At 53.7% G+C, this 20,329-nt stretch carries 20 protein-coding genes; 2 read left to right on the forward strand and 18 right to left on the reverse strand.

Going from position 1 to position 20,329, the window contains the following annotated elements:
* Nucleotides 1-18: 18 nt before the first annotated feature.
* Both rlmB and IRJ17_RS24265 read right to left on the reverse strand, forming a co-directional pair.
* A complete protein-coding gene (gene rlmB / locus IRJ17_RS24260) occupies nucleotides 19-834 on the reverse strand; it encodes a 23S rRNA (guanosine(2251)-2'-O)-methyltransferase RlmB (protein WP_122963154.1) in 816 nt (271 codons plus the stop codon).
* Between the two features lie 2 nt (nucleotides 835-836).
* Nucleotides 837-1,490, reverse strand: coding sequence for a potassium channel family protein (locus IRJ17_RS24265; RefSeq protein ID WP_005829288.1), 654 nt, complete (start codon nucleotides 1,488-1,490; stop codon nucleotides 837-839).
* 227 nt (nucleotides 1,491-1,717) lie between these two features.
* On the opposite strand from IRJ17_RS24265, the gene sspI reads away from it, so the two are divergent.
* A complete protein-coding gene (gene sspI / locus IRJ17_RS24270; RefSeq protein WP_063227234.1) occupies nucleotides 1,718-1,954 on the forward strand; it encodes a small acid-soluble spore protein SspI in 237 nt (78 codons plus the stop codon).
* A gap of 34 nt (nucleotides 1,955-1,988) precedes the next feature.
* Here sspI and IRJ17_RS24275 read toward each other — a convergent pair whose 3' ends face one another.
* From IRJ17_RS24275 to IRJ17_RS24290, 4 genes are read right to left on the reverse strand one after another with little or no spacing between them, the layout of a single operon-like run.
* Nucleotides 1,989-3,140 carry a GerAB/ArcD/ProY family transporter gene (locus tag IRJ17_RS24275; protein ID WP_122963153.1) on the reverse strand — a complete coding sequence of 384 codons (1,152 nt, stop codon included), beginning with the start codon at nucleotides 3,138-3,140 and terminating at the stop codon, nucleotides 1,989-1,991.
* Between the two features lie 12 nt (nucleotides 3,141-3,152).
* A complete protein-coding gene (locus IRJ17_RS24280) occupies nucleotides 3,153-4,313 on the reverse strand; it encodes a Ger(x)C family spore germination protein (RefSeq protein WP_122963152.1) in 1,161 nt (386 codons plus the stop codon).
* Nucleotides 4,306-5,466, reverse strand: coding sequence for a GerAB/ArcD/ProY family transporter (locus IRJ17_RS24285; protein WP_122963151.1), 1,161 nt, complete (start codon nucleotides 5,464-5,466; stop codon nucleotides 4,306-4,308). The genes IRJ17_RS24280 and IRJ17_RS24285 overlap by 8 nt, the downstream gene beginning before the upstream one ends.
* The gene (locus tag IRJ17_RS24290) at nucleotides 5,463-6,998 is read right to left on the reverse strand and encodes a spore germination protein (RefSeq protein ID WP_122963150.1); all 1,536 of its coding nucleotides are present in this window, start codon (nucleotides 6,996-6,998) and stop codon (nucleotides 5,463-5,465) included. The genes IRJ17_RS24285 and IRJ17_RS24290 overlap by 4 nt, the downstream gene beginning before the upstream one ends.
* A gap of 269 nt (nucleotides 6,999-7,267) precedes the next feature.
* On the opposite strand from IRJ17_RS24290, the gene IRJ17_RS24295 reads away from it, so the two are divergent.
* Nucleotides 7,268-8,269, forward strand: a complete 1,002-nt coding sequence (locus IRJ17_RS24295; protein ID WP_242772123.1) for a virulence RhuM family protein — start codon at nucleotides 7,268-7,270, stop codon at nucleotides 8,267-8,269.
* Nucleotides 8,270-8,426: 157 nt separating this feature from the next.
* On the opposite strand, the gene IRJ17_RS24300 is transcribed toward IRJ17_RS24295, so the two are convergent.
* The 12 genes from IRJ17_RS24300 to IRJ17_RS24355 all read right to left on the reverse strand — a co-directional run bounded on the left by IRJ17_RS24300 (nucleotide 8,427) and on the right by IRJ17_RS24355 (nucleotide 20,254).
* Entirely contained in the window at nucleotides 8,427-10,175 is a 1,749-nt protein-coding gene (locus tag IRJ17_RS24300; RefSeq protein WP_122963149.1) for an LVIVD repeat-containing protein, read from the reverse strand.
* 49 nt (nucleotides 10,176-10,224) lie between these two features.
* Nucleotides 10,225-11,640, reverse strand: a complete 1,416-nt coding sequence (locus IRJ17_RS24305; protein WP_122963265.1) for an amino acid permease — start codon at nucleotides 11,638-11,640, stop codon at nucleotides 10,225-10,227.
* A gap of 56 nt (nucleotides 11,641-11,696) precedes the next feature.
* Nucleotides 11,697-12,980 (reverse strand): kynureninase, encoded by a 1,284-nt coding sequence (gene kynU / locus IRJ17_RS24310; protein WP_122963148.1) that lies wholly within the window; start codon nucleotides 12,978-12,980, stop codon nucleotides 11,697-11,699.
* Between the two features lie 22 nt (nucleotides 12,981-13,002).
* Nucleotides 13,003-13,197 carry a 4-oxalocrotonate tautomerase gene (locus IRJ17_RS24315; RefSeq protein WP_122963147.1) on the reverse strand — a complete coding sequence of 65 codons (195 nt, stop codon included), beginning with the start codon at nucleotides 13,195-13,197 and terminating at the stop codon, nucleotides 13,003-13,005.
* A gap of 64 nt (nucleotides 13,198-13,261) precedes the next feature.
* On the reverse strand, nucleotides 13,262-14,053 hold the full coding sequence (locus tag IRJ17_RS24320) for a 2-keto-4-pentenoate hydratase (protein WP_242772125.1): 792 nt from the start codon (nucleotides 14,051-14,053) through the stop codon (nucleotides 13,262-13,264).
* A gap of 3 nt (nucleotides 14,054-14,056) precedes the next feature.
* Nucleotides 14,057-15,085 carry a 4-hydroxy-2-oxovalerate aldolase gene (gene dmpG / locus IRJ17_RS24325; RefSeq protein ID WP_242772127.1) on the reverse strand — a complete coding sequence of 343 codons (1,029 nt, stop codon included), beginning with the start codon at nucleotides 15,083-15,085 and terminating at the stop codon, nucleotides 14,057-14,059.
* Nucleotides 15,072-15,971 (reverse strand): acetaldehyde dehydrogenase (acetylating), encoded by a 900-nt coding sequence (locus IRJ17_RS24330; RefSeq protein WP_242772129.1) that lies wholly within the window; start codon nucleotides 15,969-15,971, stop codon nucleotides 15,072-15,074. Before IRJ17_RS24330 ends, dmpG begins: the two co-directional genes overlap by 14 nt.
* Before the next feature lie 14 nt (nucleotides 15,972-15,985).
* Nucleotides 15,986-16,765 (reverse strand): 2-keto-4-pentenoate hydratase, encoded by a 780-nt coding sequence (locus IRJ17_RS24335; protein ID WP_242772131.1) that lies wholly within the window; start codon nucleotides 16,763-16,765, stop codon nucleotides 15,986-15,988.
* 31 nt (nucleotides 16,766-16,796) lie between these two features.
* Nucleotides 16,797-18,248, reverse strand: a complete 1,452-nt coding sequence (locus IRJ17_RS24340) for an aldehyde dehydrogenase (protein WP_173596219.1) — start codon at nucleotides 18,246-18,248, stop codon at nucleotides 16,797-16,799.
* A 13-nt stretch (nucleotides 18,249-18,261) separates the two neighbouring features.
* Nucleotides 18,262-18,723 carry a RidA family protein gene (locus IRJ17_RS24345; RefSeq protein WP_122963141.1) on the reverse strand — a complete coding sequence of 154 codons (462 nt, stop codon included), beginning with the start codon at nucleotides 18,721-18,723 and terminating at the stop codon, nucleotides 18,262-18,264.
* 14 nt (nucleotides 18,724-18,737) lie between these two features.
* Nucleotides 18,738-19,730: an amidohydrolase family protein gene (locus IRJ17_RS24350; protein ID WP_217021948.1), complete on the reverse strand. Its 993-nt coding sequence runs from the start codon at nucleotides 19,728-19,730 to the stop codon at nucleotides 18,738-18,740.
* On the reverse strand, nucleotides 19,715-20,254 hold the full coding sequence (locus IRJ17_RS24355) for a 3-hydroxyanthranilate 3,4-dioxygenase (RefSeq protein WP_242772134.1): 540 nt from the start codon (nucleotides 20,252-20,254) through the stop codon (nucleotides 19,715-19,717). The genes IRJ17_RS24350 and IRJ17_RS24355 overlap by 16 nt, the downstream gene beginning before the upstream one ends.
* Between the last annotated feature and the right edge of the window lie 75 nt (nucleotides 20,255-20,329).

The following is a 20,329-nucleotide window of genomic DNA, read 5'->3' on the forward strand; positions in this document are numbered from 1 at the left end:
CCCTGTTTTGGTTACATGTCACCGTCTTCTGTTGCGCTGTGCCTCATACACAAAAATTCCCGCCGCAACCGCGGCATTCAGCGACTCTGCTTTGCCGTACAGCGGAATGTGCACGAATTGGTCTGCGCACGCCAGCATTTCTTTAGAAACGCCTCTGCCCTCGTTGCCGATGACGAGCGCGATTTTGCCGGAATACTCCGCCTGATCGTACGCTACGCTGTCCTGTGCCAAAGAAGAGACGAGGACACGGCCGCCCTGGCGCTTCCACTCTTCTGCCGCTTGGCCCAGTTCCCGCATGAACAGCGGGAGGCGGAACATCGCTCCCATCGTGGCGCGCACGACTTTGCCGTTGTAGATGTCGACGCTGCCTTTACCGAGCACGACCCCGTCGACTCCAGCCGCTTCTGCCGTCCGCAAAATCGTGCCCAGATTGCCCGGGTCCTGGATTTCGTCGAGGAACAACAGCAGCGTGTCGTCCTGGTCGGACAGCTTGTTCACCCATTCGTCCCATTCGTTCGCCGTCTTGTTTACTTCAGCCACAATCCCTTGCGGCGACTTCGTTTCCGACAGCTTGGCCAAAACAGCAGCAGAAGCTGCGATCACCTGCGTATCCTGGGGATGATTCGCGAGTGCCCGCTGGCAGGCCGGATCGAGATTCCGCTCCTGATCGTACAGGACTGTCACGACGTGCGCTCCGCTTTTCAGCGCCTCTTCTACCAGATGGGCGCCTTCGACGAGAAAACGCCCCTGCTCCTCCCGGCCTTTTTTATCGAGCAACTGGTGAAGTCTTTTCACCAGCGGGTTTTGAACAGAAGTGATGATTTCATATGCCATGGTTACGCCCGCTCCTCAAATGCTTTCAAATCTTTGTTGTTTCCGATCACGACAAGCACGTCTCCGTACTGAATGACTTCATCCGGGCTTGGTGCGATATTGAATTTGTCTCCGCTCTTGATCGCGATGACGTTGACCTCGTATTTTCGGCGGATATCGAGCTGTCTCAAGTTCTGGCCTACCAGTTTGGACGATACCACGACCTCTGCCACGCTGTAGTCTTCTGCCAGTTCGATAAAATCGAGGACGTTGGCGGAGATGAGGTTATGCGCTACCCGCACGCCCATGTCCCGCTCGGGGAATACGACCCGGTCGGCTCCCACCTTGTACAACACTTGTCCGTGTCGCTCGTTTTGCGCCTTGGCGACGATCTTTTTCACGCCCAGTTCCTTGAGTGTCAGGACTGTCAAAATGCTCGCCTGAATATCCACCCCGATCGCCACGACAACCACGTCGAAATTGCGAATGCCGATTTCTTTCAAAGCCCGTTCATCTGTCGAGTCAGCCGCTACCGCGTGGGTGACGTACTGAATATTTTCATTGATGCGTTCTTCGTTTTCGTCGATTCCCATCACTTCGTAATCCATTTCGTACAACGTTCTGGCCACGCTGGAACCAAACCGTCCCATCCCGATAATGGCAAATTGTTTTGACATGCTGATCTTCTCCTTCGATCCATATCCAATATGAAGCATTATAGCATTAGCAAACCGTGCTTTGCACAAGAGAGCGCCAAAGTTGCATTACTTTTTCCAGCCTTATGATTCGGCACTTTCTGATAGTACAATGAAATCCCTCGCCACAAAAGGGGGTATGGGCAATCCCGCGAAGACAAATACTAACCCATGTATTCATTTACACAAGAGAGGTGCTAGATAAGGTTATGAACATTGCCTCGCTCAATTTGCGTCAAGCGATCATGTACAAAATGCAAGGCTCCGATTCAGGAGCGGTACAAGAAACGATCACCGATGCGATCACAAGCGGCCAGGAAAAAACATTGCCTGGTCTCGGCGTCCTGTTTGAAGTGCTGTGGCAAAACAGCGACTCCTCCGCCCGCCAGGAGATGGTGGAGACGATCGCATCCCACCTGCCCGCTCAGGCAGAAAAGCCGATTTAATCCAAAAGACATCAGGCAAAAGGGAGAGACGACTTTACGTCCCTCCCTTTTTGTCGTCTGCCACAGCATGAGCACCTCTCGCCCGAAACAACTGGATGACCGCCAACAAAGTCGGAAAGAGCACGGTTGGCAAATAGCTGAAATACGTCAACTTCTGGGCATAGGCGAAAAACTCGACGATGTTTTGTGGTCCCAGCGAGACATAAAAAAGCGGGATGATGAAAACAAGGGCAGCGATGCGCTGGAATCGGATTCCCTTCTTCAGCCACAAGCGCGTCGCGTAAATCATCGTATAGTACATGTTGCCAAACGTCGTGAAGACAGAAGCCATCCAGATCGTGAGAAAAGCGGACTCCATCCGCTCCAGAAACCAGCCTGTCCGCTGCGCTGTCTTGACCATCTCCAATGTCGGCCAGATGAGGTGTTGCAGTTCTTCGTAGCCAAACACGACAATGCCCGCTGCCACTGTCAGCACGTACGACACGACTGTGAAGCTCAACCCGCCCCATGTAGCAAGCGCAATTCTCGCCCCCGGCATAGCCAATCCGAAGTAGATCATCATCAGCTCAAATCCCGTGTACATCGTAAACGTCCCGATGGCGGTTTCGGCAGTCCCTTTCCACGAGTCGATGTGCAACGGAAGCAGGTTGTACCAGCTCGCGCTATTGATCGTCACATACGGAATGATCAGGATCGGAACAAACATGATCGGAAACAACAGCTCGTTCACACGGACCAGCACCTCGAACTCGTGCATGCACAAATAGAGAACAATCATGAACAAGGTCAGCACGATTACTTCCAGCGGTGTATCCAAAAGCACGGTCGTCACGATCACTTCGCCAAACCCGCGCGCCACCATGCCCGTATTCAAAAACTGAAACAAGAGGTAGGCGAGAATCCAGGGGAAATGGAGAATTTTCCCCCATGTCTGGTGACGTTTGCCGCCAAATATAAGTGGAGCGTATTCGACAAAAGTCAAACCCGGGTACTGTTTGCTCAAGTAAATGATGGACATGAGCGGAATGACCGCAATCAATCCGCCGATCAGCGGCCCCAGCCACCCCATCTCCTGCATCTGGGTCGTTGCTGTCCGCGGCAAGGTAAGGATGCCTACACCGATCATCGAGCTGATCAGGATTGCGATTAGTTGCCATGTACTGATGCTGCCCCGTTGATTTTCCATCTTCATCGGCTCCTATTGCATTTCCATCCCTAAGCGGCGAACTTTGATCGTATAATCTACGCCAATTGGAAAATTTTTAAAATCCTTATGCCAATCGTGCTTCTCCCAGTAATCGCGGTAATGGTGTGCCCGAAGAGCAAGGCCGAGCTTCAAAATGTCACTGTTGTCTTCTTTTTGCAACTGGTAGAACAGCTTTTTCGCCCGCTCCTCCATTTCTTTTTTGATCAGCCGCTGCATGTCCTGGATAAACTTTTCCGGCGACACTTTCGTATTCGCGGTCACTTCCACGATATCGCCCTGCAGCTCACAGTAAAACATCGCCGCAAACGCTTCGTTGTTTTTGTTTCCTCCCTTGCTTTTCTCCGTAAGCTCCAGCCTGGTTTTGACAAAATGGGGGCGAAAGGTGACATAGCCGTTGTCTGTATTGGGCAACGGGATGACGACATCGCCTCCCCGGTCTTCGTTGCGCAGTTGCAAAAGCGACCACGACTGAACATCGTTCAGCGTGCCTACCATCTTGTGCTCGCGAAAGACGGCCACACCTCGCCAGCGCACTTCGGTTGCGCTTGCCTGCACGTAGTTTAGGAACGGCTGCATCGATTTGTTGGACGTTTGGTTGAAATAGTCTCCCAAAGTCTGATCCGGGATCGCGCCCATCTTCACTCCGTTCTCAATCAGATCCATGAGAAACACGACAGGGATTTGCGCCAGTTGCGGCTTGATTTTGAGCAAGGTGGCGGCTTCTCCTTTGACGACGATCGGCCACATCAGGCGGCGGATTTGCGGTTCGCGGCGGAAGCTGTCCATGATGTCGCTGATTCCTTTTTTTGCCACTTCTTCACTGACAGCGAGCACGCGGGTATGGCCCAAAAACAGCTTTTGGTTCAGCCGCAATTGCAGGTTGTTGTTGGCATCGAGAATCGTCCGCCCGGTCACGCTCATGATTTTTACCGCATCGGCATTCCCGCCGCCTCCCTGTCCGCTGCTTCCCGCGATTTTGATCGGAATCGGAATTTGCACAGTCAATCTGTACAAATCTTTTTGTCCTTCTGCCATATCGATCGCGATCGCGAGGACGGAGGTTCGCTCCTCCAGCTCTCTTCTGTCCCAGCATCCTGTCAAAAGAGAGGCGCACAAACAAACAATTGCCATTCGGAGCCACCCTTTAGCCATCTGCATTCCTCTCCTTTTGTTTTCGTCCCACACCTCGGAAGAAAAGCATAGTCAAGTAGAGGGCCGGTATTCCCAGATTGAGGATGAGGCTGTATATGCCCAAGTAGGAGCTGGCCCGAAACATTTCGACGATGTTTTGCGGCCACAGCGCGATATAGTAGAGCGGAATGAACATGATAGCCGAGATCAATCGCTGAAAGCCCAACCCTCTGTTGAACAGCTGCCGCAATCCGTATACGACGGCGTAGTAGGCGTTCGCCACTGTCGTAAACACAGCGGTAACCCACACAGCGAGAAAAGCCGATTCCAGACGTTCCAGGATCAATCCGGGCACTTGCGTCGTTTTCACCAGCTCCAGAGTCGGCCAGGCCACGCGCTGCAGCTCCTCGTAGCCGAATACGACAATGCCAGCCACGACAATCAAGGTGTAGACGAACATGCCCATCGCGATCCCGTAAAAACCTGCCCTCACCTTGCTTTGATTTTCATGCGCGTAAGCAAAAAAGATGAGCATGATCTCATAGCCGGAAAAAGAATAAATCGCCTCGTAAGCCCCCTTGATCAAGGAGGAGCCACTAGCTCGAAAAAGCGGCAGCAGATTGTTCCACTCCGCTTTTTGAAAGGAAGCAAACGCGATGAACAAAAGCGGAAACAAAATCATCGGCAGCAACAGCTCGTTGATGCGCGCGACAACCTCCAGATCGTGCAAGGAAAGAATGAATGCCAGCAAAAACATGGTAATGATAATCACTTCGAGCGGCGTATCCAGCAAAACCGATGTCACTACCACCTCGCCAAAAATTCGCGAGACGATTGCCGTCGACAAGTACATGAACCCGAGATAAAGGATGATCCAGGGGAGACTGAGCCATTTTCCCATGCGCGAGTTTTTTTTCGCTCCCCAGACAATCGTGCTGTATTCGATGAAGGTCATCCCCGGAAAATGCTGGCTGAGCTTGGCGATCATCCAGACGGAGACAAAAGCGACGATCGAACCGAACAGGGGTGACATCCATCCCGCCTCATACAAGATGGCCGAGGTGGTGCGCGGCAAGGTCAAAACCCCTACCCCAATCAGCGTGCTGGTAATCAAGGACGTCTGCTGCCACAAGGAAAACGTTTGTTGTTGGCTGCTCACGTCCTGCCTGCTCACGGTTTTTCATCCTCTCTCATTCGAATTTCATCGTGTACATGAAACATGGTGGGGCGGGTTCGCAGCAAATGGTGCGGCGCCCGGATGAACAAATCTTTCATCCCCCTCAAATTCAGCGGACTGAGCGGCGACATGTACGGCACGCCGAACGACTTGAGCGAGGACAAATGAATCAAAATGACGATCAAAAACAGCATGATCCCGTACAAGCCGAACATTCCCGCGAGAAGCATGACCGGAAAGCGCAGCATCCGGATGGCAATCGCCGCGCTGTAGCTGGGAGACGCAAATGATCCGATCGTCGTCACCGCGACAATGATGACCATGACCGGACTGACCAGCCCGGCAGACACCGCCGCCTCCCCTACTACCAGCGCTCCGACGATCCCGATTGTCGGTCCGATCGGCCCCGGCAGCCGGACGCTCGCCTCCCGCAAAATCTCGATGGCCAGCTCCATGAACAACGCCTCTACCAGCGAAGGAAACGGAACCGTCGATCTGCCCGCTGCCATGGCAATCACGAGCCGGGACGGGATCATTTCCGGGTGAAAGGCGCTAAAGGCAATGTACAGGGACGGCAGGAGCAAGGCGATCGAAATACTGATGATGCGAATAAACCGCAGCAGTGTCGCAATGTAAAATCGTTCATAGTAATCCTCCGGGCTTTGATAAAACTGGGAGAACACAGCCGGAGCAATCAAGGCAAAAGGCGTCCCGTCGACCAGGATGCCTACTTTTCCTTCCAGCAGGTTAGCCACGACCTTGTCCGGCCTCTCGGTATTTTGAATCTGGGGAAAAGGCGACCACCTGCGATCCTGGATCAACTGCTCGATGTAGCCGCTCTCCAGGATGGAATCGACATTGATTTTTTCCATGCGCGCCAGCACTTCTTGCACCATCGGCGGATGGGCGATCCCCTCGATGTACATCACATAAATATCGGTCTGCGTCCGTTGCCCGATGACCATGTGGCGCACCCGCAGGTTCGGGTCCTTCAGGCGAAACCGGATCAGCGCGGAGTTGACACAGAGCGTCTCGCAAAAGCCATCCCGCGGCCCGCGCACGACAGACTCTGTCTGCGGCTCGTCCACGCTTCGTCTGTCCCAGCCGCGCGTGTTGTTCAAGTACGCTTTGCTTTCGCCATTTCGCATGAGCACGGCTGTTCCCGACAAAACATTGCGGATGACCTGTCTCAGCCCGTCGGTGGACTCCAGCTCGTTTGACGCGGGCAGATCGACGGGAATTTGCGGGTTGGTCATATACGTGATGATAAATTCGCTAATAATGTTGCGATCGACCATCCCGTCCAGAAACACGATCGCGCAATCGGTATCCCGCTTGTCCCGGAAACGCCGGATGACCAGATCATCGCAATCGCCCAAGCCTTTCTCGATCATCATGATATTTTCATCAATCACCAATGAAAGCTCTATATCCGAAATATTTTCCATACTTCTGTCCGTATGATGATGTAGCGCCTTCTCCTGAAGGGTGTCCTTCCGCTTTTGCCACGCTTTCCAAAACTGGCTCAACGCCTTCCCCTCCTAGATTGTGGGCATGCGATATCGAGTACGGATAGTGTGCCCAAGAAAGGAAATGAAAACCCATTTTTTAAGGAAACAAGAAAAAAGGTACAGCGCCCTCGGTTTTGTGAGTGGCTGTACCTGTTCTGTATCAACGGGGCTTTTTCAGTAGTCTTAACCTTGCGAGATGCTTTTTCAACGTATATTATTTAAATACGACAAAATAAGAACATACGCTTCCATCCCGTAAACAAGCAAAAGCTAAGGGGGAACTTTTCATGGACAATCATACTGACCTTTTACTATACCAAACCGAGGACGGGAAAACGAAAATCGATGTGAAGTTGGAAAACGGAACCGTCTGGATGACGCAGAAAGCCATCGCGGAGTTATATCAAACAACGCCGCAGAACATCACACTTCATATTAAGAACATTTATGAAGAAGGAGAACTATCGTTGGAGTCAACTTGTAAGGAATACTTACAAGTTCAAATCGAAGGAAAAAGAGAAATAAAACGCAGCACCAAGCACTACAATTTGGAGTTGATCATTGCTATCGGCTACCGCGTCCGCTCGCACAGAGGTACACAGTTCAGACGTTGGGCAACAGAACGGCTAAACGAATATCTTGTCAAAGGTTTTACGATGGATGATGAGCGCTTGAAAGACATGCGCCATTTCGGGCAAGACTATTTCGACGAACTCCTTCAGCGAATTCGTGACATACGTGCATCCGAGAAAAGATTTTATCGCAAAATTACAGATATCTACGCCACTTCTGTTGACTACGATCCCAACGCCAGCATGTCCAAGGAATTTTTTGCGACTGTGCAGAACAAACTTCACTTTGCCATTCATGGACATACAGCGGCAGAGCTGATTGCCGAGCGAGCAAACGCAGAAAAAGATAATATGGGACTAACAAGTTGGAAAGGCAACAAAGTTAGGAAAAGCGATGTAACAGTAGCTAAAAATTATTTGACCGACAAAGAATTGCAGTCATTAAATCGCATTGTAACAATGTACTTGGACTATGCGGAAGACCAAGCAGAACGCCAGTCCCTCATGTACATGAAGGATTGGATTGATAAGCTAAATTCATTTTTGAAGTTTAATGAACGTGAGATTTTAACGAATGCAGGTAAAATTTCACAAGAAGTTGCGGAGAAATTGGCTACAGCGGAGTATGAGAAGTACAATCAGCATCGATTAGCGATTGATGATGAAAGCGACGATTTTGATGAGTTCGTGAAGAACAATCAATTAGATAAGCGTTAGCTTTTTTTACTGTTATGTTGCGTGTTTCCCTGAAAGATACAGAAAAAGGTACACCCCCTCATTTTTCTTGAGTGGCTGTACCTGTTCTGTATCAACGGGGCTTTTTCAGTAGTCTCCTAAAGTCGAAACCCTCTCTTTTTTGAGCCATCCGTTGCGGCTACTTTTTCGGCAATCCGTTGACCGGGTTGCCCAGAAGCGGGGTGGACAGCACGTAGATGCCGTGGTTGGAGAAAGCCCACACGAGGTTGCGATCCCACTCGACGAAAATGCTGTGCACCGGATTGGAGTGCTCGCTCTGCTCGAAGCCGCTGCCGTCGTTGCTCAAGTATTCTCCGGACATTTTTGGCACAAAGTAAGCGCCAATCGTCGGTTTGTTCGGGTCTTTCAGGTCAAAGACTTGCACGCCTGCGTTGTAAAAGGCGTACGGCATGACCGTTTGGCTAGGCGTGCCCGGCTGAATCGCCGCGTAGCCGCTGCGCTTCGGTCCGAAGCTGCCGCGACGCTGGCAGTAGTCTGTGAACGGAGCGTCGCTTGGCGGCGTAGGCCGTGGCAAGGTCATGGCGATTTTCGGTTTCAGCGGGTCGCGAACGTCGATCGCATAAATTTCCTTGTACGGCTCGTGGCAGTCTTCGCCAAGCGGGTAGCCGCTGTAATAGACCATTCCGGTCGTCTCTACTTTGGTCACATCGATATTGTCGCCTTCCGTACCGCTCACACTCATCGGCATGTCGATATGGGATACGGCTTTCATGTTGTTCGGATCGCTGATGTCCACTACCCAGAAGCCGTAGCCGCCCATCGCTGCATAGCCGTACTTGCCGCCCTGTTCAACCGGCTTCGGAATGAACAGCGGCATTCTCGCGCCCATCCAGGTCGTCTTGTTGCCTGCACGCGGGTTTTTGTTATATTCCGCTTCTTCCCCTTTGCGCTGTCCAGGCACCCACCATGTATCCAGACGTTTTGGCTTGGTCGGATCGGAGACGTCAAAGGCCAATTGTCCTGCGGAGTACAGATAGCTTTTGTACTCGGTATTGGAGAAGCTGTCGTCCGGCGCTCCGGCGATAAACAAATATTTGTCGCCGTTATACACAGGCACATCCAGACCGCCCGAGCCTTGCTGTACGGCATCGCCAGGCTTCGCCTTCGGGTCAAGCGCCGTTTCGGAGAGCAGCTTCCAATCGGTAAACAGCGGGCTGGTTACTTCATAAATCCGGAAGCCGCGCAGCATTTCGCGTTTTTTGATCGCTTCCACTTCTTCGGGATTGGTGTATTTGTTGGACAGTACACCGTAGCGCGGCACTTCGTAAACTTGCACAGCGATCAGCTTGCCGAGTTGTTTGTTGTACTTGATCGTCATCGGTCCAAACTGGTGTTCTACTTTGGTGTCAAAGTTTTTGTACGCGATGCGCTTGGCATTGCGCGGATCAGTAATATCGTACACGTTGTACATCGTCGTTTCGTAGTCGTACAAATAGCGGCGGCCATTCAAGTCAAAAGTGGCTTGCCAGCTGTGGCCCCACCCTGCCACGTACGGGTAAAATCCTTCGACTTTCATGTTTTTGATGTACTGGTTTTGATCCAAATAAGGCAAGCTTCCGTTGAACGGCTGCGGCCCTTCGTTGTCCGGCGTAGCAGTCGGGTGCTTGAACTTGCCTGTTTTGACATCGTACCCCCACGTACCAGCCGCAGGCTCCGCCGGTTCGCCAGGGAGCAGCTTGTGCTCTGCTTTTGGATACGGCGGCGGCGCATCAGGCGCATTCACATTCAGCCCGGTACGCGGAGCGGTAAAGCTGTTTGACTGAGCCTCTCCCGCAGCATTTACGGCTGTCAACGGAATGAGCGAGCCTACCGCGAGCGCAGTGGCAAGCCATGCACTGACGACTCGCTTTGTCTGCTTGTTCTTCATCGAATTTCCCCCCTACCTTTTCTCTCAACGTTTTATGAAAGTCTGGATGTTACGATGGGATGTCTTTCTTGTCGCTTGCGCCTTGCTTGCCCATGTTGACGGACGCTTCATAGGCAGCCGGGTTTGCCTTTTTCCAGATGAAGTAGGCGATCGTGATGAGCAGCAAAAGCGGGAAGCCCATAGTCAAGGTGTCCTTAAATTCCGGCTGGAACCAGGTCGAGAGTACGACGCAAGCCAGTAAAACAGCTCCGATAATCGTCAAGTACGGGAAGCCGATCATTCTCACTGGCAGTTTGCGACCGCCCATTTCCTCCCATTTGCGGCGGAAAAACAAGTGGGTGACAAAGACCATGAACCAGGCGAACATGGCACCGAAGCTGGAAAGGGAGATCATCACGACGAACGACTGGTCAGGTGCGACGATGTTGATAATCGAGGCGATGGCAATTCCGATGGTGGACAGCGCCAGCGCTTTGACCGGAACGCCTTTTTTGCTCAGCTCTCCGAGTTTGGCAGGAGCGAAGCCTGCGCGGGACAAGGAAAATACCATGCGGGTAGAAATGTACAGCTGGCTGTTCATCGCAGACAGGGCAGCCGTGAGCACGACGAAGTTCATGATGCCAGCCGCGCCCGGAATATTGATAATTTGAAATACTTTGACAAATGGACTCGCATCACTTCCGGCATTTTGCCAAGGAACGATCATCAGCATCAAAGCGAGCGTCATGATGTAGAACAGGACGAGACGAACGACTGCCGACTTCAACGCCATCGGAACCGCTTTTTCCGGTTCTTTCGCTTCTCCAGCACTGACCGCGATCATTTCAATGCTGAGATAGCTGAACAAGGAGATGAAAATGGCGATCCACATGCCCCACATGCCATTCGGGAAAAAGCCTCCGTTGTTCGTGAAGTTTTGCGGGCCGATCTCCGGGTTCGCGCTACCGCCGAATACGACATAAGCTCCGAATACGATAAACAAAATAATGGCAGCGACTTTAATCATAGAGAACCAGTATTCGACGGTACCGAACAAATTGACACTGGTAGCGTTTACATAAAGCAGAACGGCTGAGAAGATGAGAATCCAGATGATGCCTGGAACGTCAGGGAACCAGTATTTCATGTAGACAGACATCGCAGATACTTCGGTTCCTATCGCGCAGACCAGACTGAACCAGTACGCGTAGCGGACGGAAAAGCCTGCCCACGGACTCACGTAACGCTCCGCATGGGCGCCAAACGAGCCTGTCGTCGGATGAGCTACCGTCATTTCCGCGAGGCAGCCCATCAGCAGCAGTGCGATCACGGCCCCGATCAAATAGCTGACAATTACGCTCGGTCCGGCAAAGCCAATCGCCATCCCGCTTCCCAAAAACAACCCCGTACCGATTGCGCCGCCGATGGCAATCATGGCGAGCTGGCGGGTGGTTAACCCGCGCTGCAGCCCTTTTTCACGTTCCATGATGTCTTGAAATTGATTTTGATTTGCCAAGTGCACTCACTCCTTTAACCAAGCGCTTAGGCGACAACCCCGCGCTTGTTTTCGAATTTTTCGTAGCGCTTTTCTTGCATGATCGCTTTTAACACTTGCACGCTTTCCCAGACTTCGCTGTACGTCGTGTAGAAGGCAACCGGAGCCAGGCGAATGATGTTCGGCGCGCGGAAGTCCGGAATGATCCCGCCCTCTTTCAACGCCTTGCAAATTCGCACCGCTTCTTCGTGTTCCAGGCTGACGTGACCGCCGCGGCGTTCGTCCTCTGTCGGATTCGCTACGGTAAAGCCCATGCCAGCCAGCTCCACTTCCATCAAATCCATCATGTATCTCGTAAGCTTGAGCGACTTTTCGCGGAGCTTCTCGATCGGCACTTCCTGGAACATTTCCAGCGAACCGAGCAGCGGTGCGACGCTTAGCATGTTCGGCGTTCCCAATTGATAGGCACCAGCCGTCTCGCAGACGTCCAGCGTATGTTCCATATCGAACTGTTTGTCTTTTTTCGAGCTGTACCAGCCTGTCAATCCCGGTACTCTGCCAAAATGCTTGCGGTTGACATACAGGCTTCCTACGCAGCCAGGGCCGCCGTTCAGGTACTTGTAGTTGCACCAGTAAGCGAAATCCACTTCCCACTTGCTGAAGTAGTGCGGGATGGCTCCTACCGAGTGGCAGCCGTCAAAGCCGATCAGGATGCCTCTCTCGTGAGCTGCTTTGGTCAGACGTTCGATATCGAGCAGTTGTCCGCTGCGGTAGAGCACAGTCGGCAAAATGACGAGTGCGACTTCCTCTGTCATCGCGCTGATAATGTCGTCTTCTTCAATGAGACGGCCGTCCCGGGAAGCGATGCGAACCAGCTGTTCATCCGGATTCAAGCCGTGCAGTTTGATTTGGCTTTGCAGGGCGTAAATGTCGGTCGGGAAGTCAAGCTCTGTCGCAATGATTTTCGTTCTTTTCCCTTGCGGCTGATAAAAAGTCGCTGCCAACTGATGCAAGTTGACGGTGGTAGAACCAGTCACAATGACTTCCTCCGGTTCAGCCCCGACGAGCGACGCACTCATTTCCCCCAATTTTTCTGGCAGGAAAAACCACGGATGCTGTCCTGTCGTCCAACCGTCAATGCCAAGCTCTTTCCAAGAAAGCATGATGTCCTGCAAGCTTTTCTCTGCTCGTTTTGACATAAGTCCCAGCGAATTGCCATCCAGGTACATGGCAGGCAGCAAGTAAAACTCTTCGCGGTATTTTGTCAACTCGTCCTGGGCATCCAGCTGTTGGGCGTAGCTTTGTGTTAGTGGGATAGATGATTGAGACATGAGTGACCTCCTTGATTTTCCGTTACAGGGAACGGGATTGTTCTTTTGTGACTCCCCCCGCGCCCCAGTGGGAAGGGGGAACCTCTGTTACCAGTACACGGACTTGCTCCGGCTTCACCTGCAAGCTATCTGTGATGGCTTGAGTAACGCCCTCAATCATTTGTCTGATCTGTTCTTTGTCTCGGCCTTCCAGGATGGACACCTGTACGATTGGCATGAACATCACCTCTGTCTTTTCAACAAGCTGTAAAGCCGCTGCCTCGGTTGACTATGTTGCCGGTCTACGCCTGGCAGCCGAAGGAGACACTGCCCAAACCGTCGACCGTCACGGTAATGACGTCACCCGGTTCAAAGGCAATCGCTTCTGTGATCGCACCGGACAACACAATCTGGCCTTTTTTCAAACCAAGTCCGCGCTCGCCCAGCTTGTTGACTGCCCAGGCCATTGCCGCTGCCGGCGATCCCAGCACGGCCGCTCCGGAGCCTGTCGTCTGAGTCACGCCATTTTTGCTCATGACCACACCTGTTAACGCGAGATCAAATTCGTGGGGCGATACCCATTTGCTGCCTACCAGAAAAGCGGAAGAAGAGCAATTGTCCGCCACGACATCCGGGAGGGTGAAACGGAAATTTTCATAGCGGCTGTCGATGATTTCGATGGCTGGCGCGACATAGCGCGTGGCGCGCAGCACATCTTCGGCCGTCACGGCTGTTCCCGCCAAATCTTCGCCCATGAGAAACGCGATTTCCGGCTCTGCCTTGGGATGGATGAAGCGTTGGCAGGAAAGCGGCTCCCACTCCAGCGCGAGCATCCCGTCTGTCAGGTAGCCGTAAATAGCTTCGTGCACCCCCATCATTTGCTGCTTGGCCCTGCTGGTCAATCCCAGCTTCAAGCCGATGCAGCGCTCACCATCAGCTTCCATTCGCGCAATCAGCTGCGCTTGAATCTCATAGGCAGTCTCGATGGGCAAGTCAGGGTACTTCGCCGTCAGCTTTTCCACCTCACGCCGTTCCCGTTGTGCCATAAGTAAATATTCGACCAGCTCGCTTTGCACTTCCTGCGTCACTGCCATCTGTCATCCCCCTGCCTTTTGCAACTTCGCCAGTTCAGCCGCGACATCGATGATCATGTCTTCCTGTCCGCCGACGGCTTTGCGCCTGCCTACTTCCAGCAAAATGTCGCGCGGATCGACGCCAAACCGTTTTCCCGCCCGCTCTGCGTGCAAAAGGAAGCTGGAGTAAACTCCGGCATAGCCCATCACGAGGCTGCCCTTGCGGATTTCCTGGGAGTGCGGCATGATCGGGCCAACGATCTCTTCGGCGACGTCCATCAGTTTGTACAAATCAATCCCGATGTCCATTCCCATGCGATCCAGCACCGCAATCAACACTTCCGTCTGTGCGTTGCCCGCTCCGGCTCCCAGACAGCGGAGACTGCCGTCAATCCGGGTCGCCCCTTCCTCCAGCGCAACCAAAGTGTTGGCGATCGCCACCGACAAGTTGTTATGCGCGTGAAAGCCGATTTCGATGTCCAGCGATTGGCGCAGCGCGCGAATGCGTTCCCGTACCTGATCAGGCAAAAGCGCTCCCGCCGAATCGGTCACGTATACCGCCTCGGCACCGTAGCTCTGCATCAGCTTCGCTTGCTCGACCAGCTTTTCGACCGGGGCAGAGTGGGCCATCATCAAGAAGCCGCACACTTCCATTCCCAGCTCGCGCGCGATGTGAATGTGCTGCGCAGATACATCGGCTTCCGTCACATGGGTCGCTACCCGAACCAGTCCCGCCCCGCGGTTTTGCGCTTCCTTCAGTTCATGTACCGTACCGATGCCCGGTATGAGCAACACCGCGACTTTCGCTTGCTTGCACGAAGCAACTGCCGCTTCAATCAGTTCCATCTCACCGACGAGAGAGCGTCCGTACTGGATCGTCGAACCGCCCAGACCGTCTCCGTGACTGACTTCGACGTAAGGGACGCCTGCATCGTCCAGCCCTTTGGCGACAGCCTGCACCTGCTCACGCGTGAACTGATGGGCAACGACGTGGCTGCCGTCGCGCAAGCAAACCTCTGTTATTTTGATTGGTTTATCGCTATTCCGTTCCAAGGCTAACCCCTCTCCCATCCAAAAGATGACGGGCGACCTCTTCTCCCACCCGCACGGCCGCAGCCGTCATGATGTCCAAATTGCCTGCGTAAGGCGGGAAATAATCTCCCGCACCTTCGACCTCCAGGAACACGGTTACGCGATTTTCTTCAAACAGCGGTTCCTGCTTCAACCGGTAGCCAGGAACGTACTGTCTCACTTGCTCGACCATTTCCGCAATCGACTGGCGAATCGCCGCCTGATCCATCTGCTTGACTTCGCAATACACCGTGTCGCGCATCAAAATGGGCGGTTCCGCAGGATTGAGGATGATGAGCGCCTTGCCTTGATCCGCTCCCCCGACTTGCTCCAGTCCTTGGCGAGTCGTCACGGTAAACTCGTCGATATTGGCACGCGTTCCCGGGCCTGCGCTTTTGCTGGCAATCGTCGCCACGATTTCCGCATAGCTGACATCGGCTACCCGGTTGATCGCATAGACGATCGGGATCGTCGCCTGACCGCCACAAGTGATCATGTTGACGTTGGCTGTTTCTTTTTCCAGCTGCTCCTGCAGATTTACCACCGGACAGACGAAGGGGCCGCGAGCTGCCGGAGTCAGGTCAATCGCTACCTTGCCCAGCTCCTTCAGCGCTTTTGCGTGACGCACGTGCGCTTTTGCCGAGGTGGCATCAAACACGATCTCCGCCATGTCAGGCTGATCCGCAATCGCCTGTATCCCGTTGGCAAATACCGCATATCCCCGCTCTTTTGCCCGCTGTAAACCATCCGAGTCGGGATCAATCCCGATGACGGCTGCGATCTCGATTTCCCTGCTTCTCTCCAACTTGTACATCAGGTCGGTCCCGATGTTTCCTGAACCCAAGATGGCCGCCTTGATTTTTCTCACAGTATGTCTCCTCTCTAACGAAACGTCACGGTTACGGCACCCAATGCGCCAAAGCTGGCCGTGACGACATCTCCCTTTTGAACAGCGACAGCAGCAGACAGCGCTCCCGGCAAAATCAGTTCACCCGCCTTCAGGCTGATGCCAAATTCATGCAGCTTGTTTGCCAGCCAGGCCACTGCGTGCGCCGGATGACCGAGCGCCGCTGCTCCTGCTCCATTTCCCACTTCAAGCCCATTTTTGTACATCGCCATTCCCACGCTGCGCAAATCCAGACCCGCCAGGCGCGTGCGCTGATCGCCGACCACGACAAGCGCCGAGGAACCGTTGTCCGCTACCGTATCGACGAGCTTGATCTTCCAGTCGGCAATCCGGCTGTCGATGATCTCTAGCGTCGGCACCACATATTCGGTCGCCATCAGCACGTCGAGATAGTTGACGTTTGGCCCCTGCAAATCTGCTCCGAGCACGAAGCCGATCTCCGCCTCCACTTTCGGAAGCAAAAGCCTGTTCACCTCGACAGTCCCGTTGTTTGACACCAGCATGTTGTCGAGCAAATGACCGTAGTCCGGCTCATTCACACCGAGCATCCGCTGCATCGCCAGGCTGGTCAGCCCGACTTTTTTGCCGATGACTGCCCGACCGCTGTCGAGCTTTTTCTCCAACACCTTGAGCTGGATGCGATACGCATCGCTTGCCTCCAAGCCTGCAAAGCGTTCCGTTATCGGCGCCACTGGCTGGCAGCTTTGCTCGGCCGCCAGCAGTTCTTGCGCGATTGTCTCCACTAAGCTCCCCATCTTCTGACCACCTTTCGACTCTCCCCGCTGCCTACAGCTTCATCGTCACGGTTTTGGCTTCGGTATAAAATTCAAAGCTGTGGCGTCCGCCTTCCCGGCCGATTCCACTTGCCTTGGACCCGCCAAAAGGCGTGCGCAGGTCGCGGACGTACCAGCAATTGATCCACAACAGGCCCGAGTTGATGCCTGCCGCGACGCGGTGCGCCCGGCGCAAGTCGTTCGTCCAGACCACCCCTGCCAGTCCGTAGATGGAATCGTTGGCGATCCGAATCGCGTCTTCTTCTGTTTTGAACGGGATGACGACCAGTACCGGGCCGAAAATCTCTTCCTGGGCCACCCGCATTTTGTTATCGACATCGTACAGGACGGTCGGCTCGTAAAAATTGCCTTTGTCCAGGCCCGCTACGCGCTTGCCGCCATGTGCCAGCTTCGCCCCTTCGGCCAAGCCAATCTGCACGTACTCATCGACGGTTTCCAGATGGCTTTTGGAGACGAGCGCGCCCATGTCTGTGTCTGGAGCCAGCGGATCGCCGACTTTGATCTTCTGCACGGCGGCCACGAACTTTTCCAAAAATGGCTCGTACACCGTCTCTTGCACCAAAAGTCTGGAGCCAGCCAGGCAAATCTCGCCCTGATTGCGGAAAATCGCCTCTACGGAGCCTTTTACCGCTTCGTCCAAGTCCGCGTCCGCAAACACGATGTTCGCCGATTTTCCGCCCAGCTCCAAAGAGACGGGAATCAGCTCGGCGGCTGCGTTTTTCATGATCGTTTTGCCTGTCGTCGTCTCGCCGACAAACGAGATGCGGCGCACATGCGGGTTGGTGGTCATGGCCGTCCCGACCGTTCCGCCTGGTCCCGTCAAAATATTCAGAACGCCAGCAGGAAGGCCAGCTTCGTTGGCGATCTCACCGAGCATGAGTGCCGACAAGGGCGTATACGACGCCGGTTTGACCACGACGGTATTGCCTGCCGCCAGCGCCGCAGAAGCTTTCCACGTCATCTGCATGAACGGCAAATTCCACGGGATGATCAGGCTGGTCACGCCTGCCGGAGCGTATTTGGCGTACGACATGAAGTTGCCTTTGTCGTAGTGCTCATGGTGGACATACTTCGCCATTTCCGCAAAGAACCGCAGGTTTTGCGCCGCTCGCGGGATATCGAAGCCAAGGCTTTCCTTGATCGGTTTGCCGACGTCGAGCGTTTCGACTGTCGCCAGCTCTTCCACGCGTTCCATCACCAGATCAGACATCCGGCACAAAATTTCCGCGCGTTCCTCGGCCGATTTTTTGCTCCACACGCCGCTCTCAAAAGCAGCCTGTGCTACTTCAATCGTCCTGTTTGTATCGTGTACGTCTGCGCAAGCCACTTCCGCCAGCTTCTCGCCCGTGGCCGGATTGATCGTGTCAAACGTTTCGCCGGACTGCGCATCGACGTACTCGCCGTTGATAAACAGCTTGGCATTTTTCACGTGAATGCTGTTCATAGTTCCCTCCTGCCTAGTCCTCGATCTCCAGTACCATCTCGATTTCAACTGCCGTATTGTTCGGAAGCTGGGCCATGCCTACCGCAGAGCGACCGTGCTTGCCCGCCTCGCCAAAGACGGCAACCAACAGATCGGAAGCACCGTTCATCACTTTCGGCTGGTCGGTAAACTCTTCCGTCGAATTGACAAATCCCAATATTTTGACGACTCTTTTCACTTTTCCCAGATCGCCAAGCTCCGCCTTGACCGCTGCAAGCACGTTCAGCATGGACTGACGGGCTGCCAGGTAGCCTTCCTCGACGGTCAAGTCTCTTCCCAGCTTGCCTTTGTACTGATCCACTCCCTGTCCTGCCGTAAACAACAGATTGCCTGTGCGGACGCAAGCTACGTAGTTGCCCACTGGCGTACGGAGCTGCGGAAGCGAAAGCTGCAAGGCAGCAAGATTTTCCTCCGGTGTCTTTGTCTGTTCTCCCACTCCTACCTCTCCTCTCACACTTTCAAAAATCTCAATGCATTGCCGCCGAGCATGGCGACTTTTTGTTCTTCTGTCAGCCCTGGCGTCTCGTCGATGACTTTGCCCGGCGGAAGCTCGCGCAGCAAGAACGGATAGTCGGTGCCCATGACGATTTTTTCGTGGCCGAACCTTTCGATCAAAAGCCGGATATTCAACGGCTCGTAGTTCAGCGAGTCGAAGTAAAAGTTTTGTGTGTAATGACTCGGCGGATGCTCCGTCACGCGCAGGTGCGGCCACACGTTCCAGCCTTGGTCGAGACGCGGCAGGATGTACGGAAAAGAACCGCCACCGTGCGCAAAGCAGACGCGCAAATTCGGGAATTTCTCGATGACCCCGCCGCCGACCAGACTCGCTGCGGCAAGCGCGGTTTCGCTCGGCATTCCGACGGTGTACATGAAGTTGTGGCGCGGCATCCGCTCCCGACCCAACGTCTCCCACGGGTGGACAAACAGCGGCACGTCCCACTTCTCGCACATCTCAAAAAACGGCAGGAAGGCTGGATCGTCGAGGTTTTGCCCGTTGATGTTCGAACCGATCTCGATCCCTTTCAGCCCTAGTTGATGAATGCAGCGATCCATCTCGCGAATCGAGCTTTCCACATCTTGCAAAGGAACGGTCCCGAGTCCGATGAACCTGTCGGGATATTGACGCACTGTATCGGCGATAAAGTCGTTTTGCAGGCGGGCCATCGCTTCTGCCGCCTCGCTCGGCGCCCAATAGGAAAAGGTGACGGGAATCGGCGAGAGCACTTGCATGTCCACGCCTTCCGCGATCATGTCCGCGATCCGCTTTTGCGGGTCCCAGCACTGATCGGTAATCTCCCGAAACAGCTTTCCGCCGACCATGATGTTCGCTCCGCACGAGCATGTCGGCTGCAGGGTCGGCCAACGCTCTCCGCCGTATTTTTGCGAAAAATCAGGTAAATCCGCCGGGATGATATGCGTGTGAAAATCTATTCTAGCTGCCATTCTTTCACTTCCTCCGACGCTACATGACCGCAGTTTTTGCATGTGCGCAAATCTTCGCTACCGTTGAAAGTATGGATCGCTTCTTTCACCTGTTTTTCGATATCTGTCAGCTGCACGCGGGTGCGGTGCATCTCCTGGTCGCACTTCTCGCAAAACCAGACGAAATCTTCCAGCTCGCCTTCATCCCGGTTGCGCTCGATGACCAACCCGATCGTGTCTGCTACACGGTGCGGGGAATGCGGAACATTCGCTGGCAACAGGAACATTTCTCCCTCGCGTACCGTGATGACCTCGCGCTTGCCTTCGGCGTTGATGATTTCCACGTAGCAGTCGCCCTTCAGCTGATAAAAAATTTCCTCGGACGGATCGACGTGGAAGTCGCGGCGTTTGTTTGGCCCGCCCAGCACCATCATCATCAGCTCGGCGTCCTTCCAGACGACTTTGTTGTTGACAGGCGGTTTCAGGCTGTCTTTATTCTCATCGATGAACTTCCAAATATTTATTGGTTTTGTGATAGTGCTCATATCGGACACGCTCCTTTTCGTATTTGAAAAATGATTCTCTCACCAATTGCAGGAGGTTTGAGTATGGTTGGCGAA

Origin of the sequence: Brevibacillus parabrevis, from assembly GCF_022701015.1 — a bacterium.
Taxonomy (GTDB): Bacteria; Bacillota; Bacilli; order Brevibacillales; family Brevibacillaceae; genus Brevibacillus; species Brevibacillus parabrevis.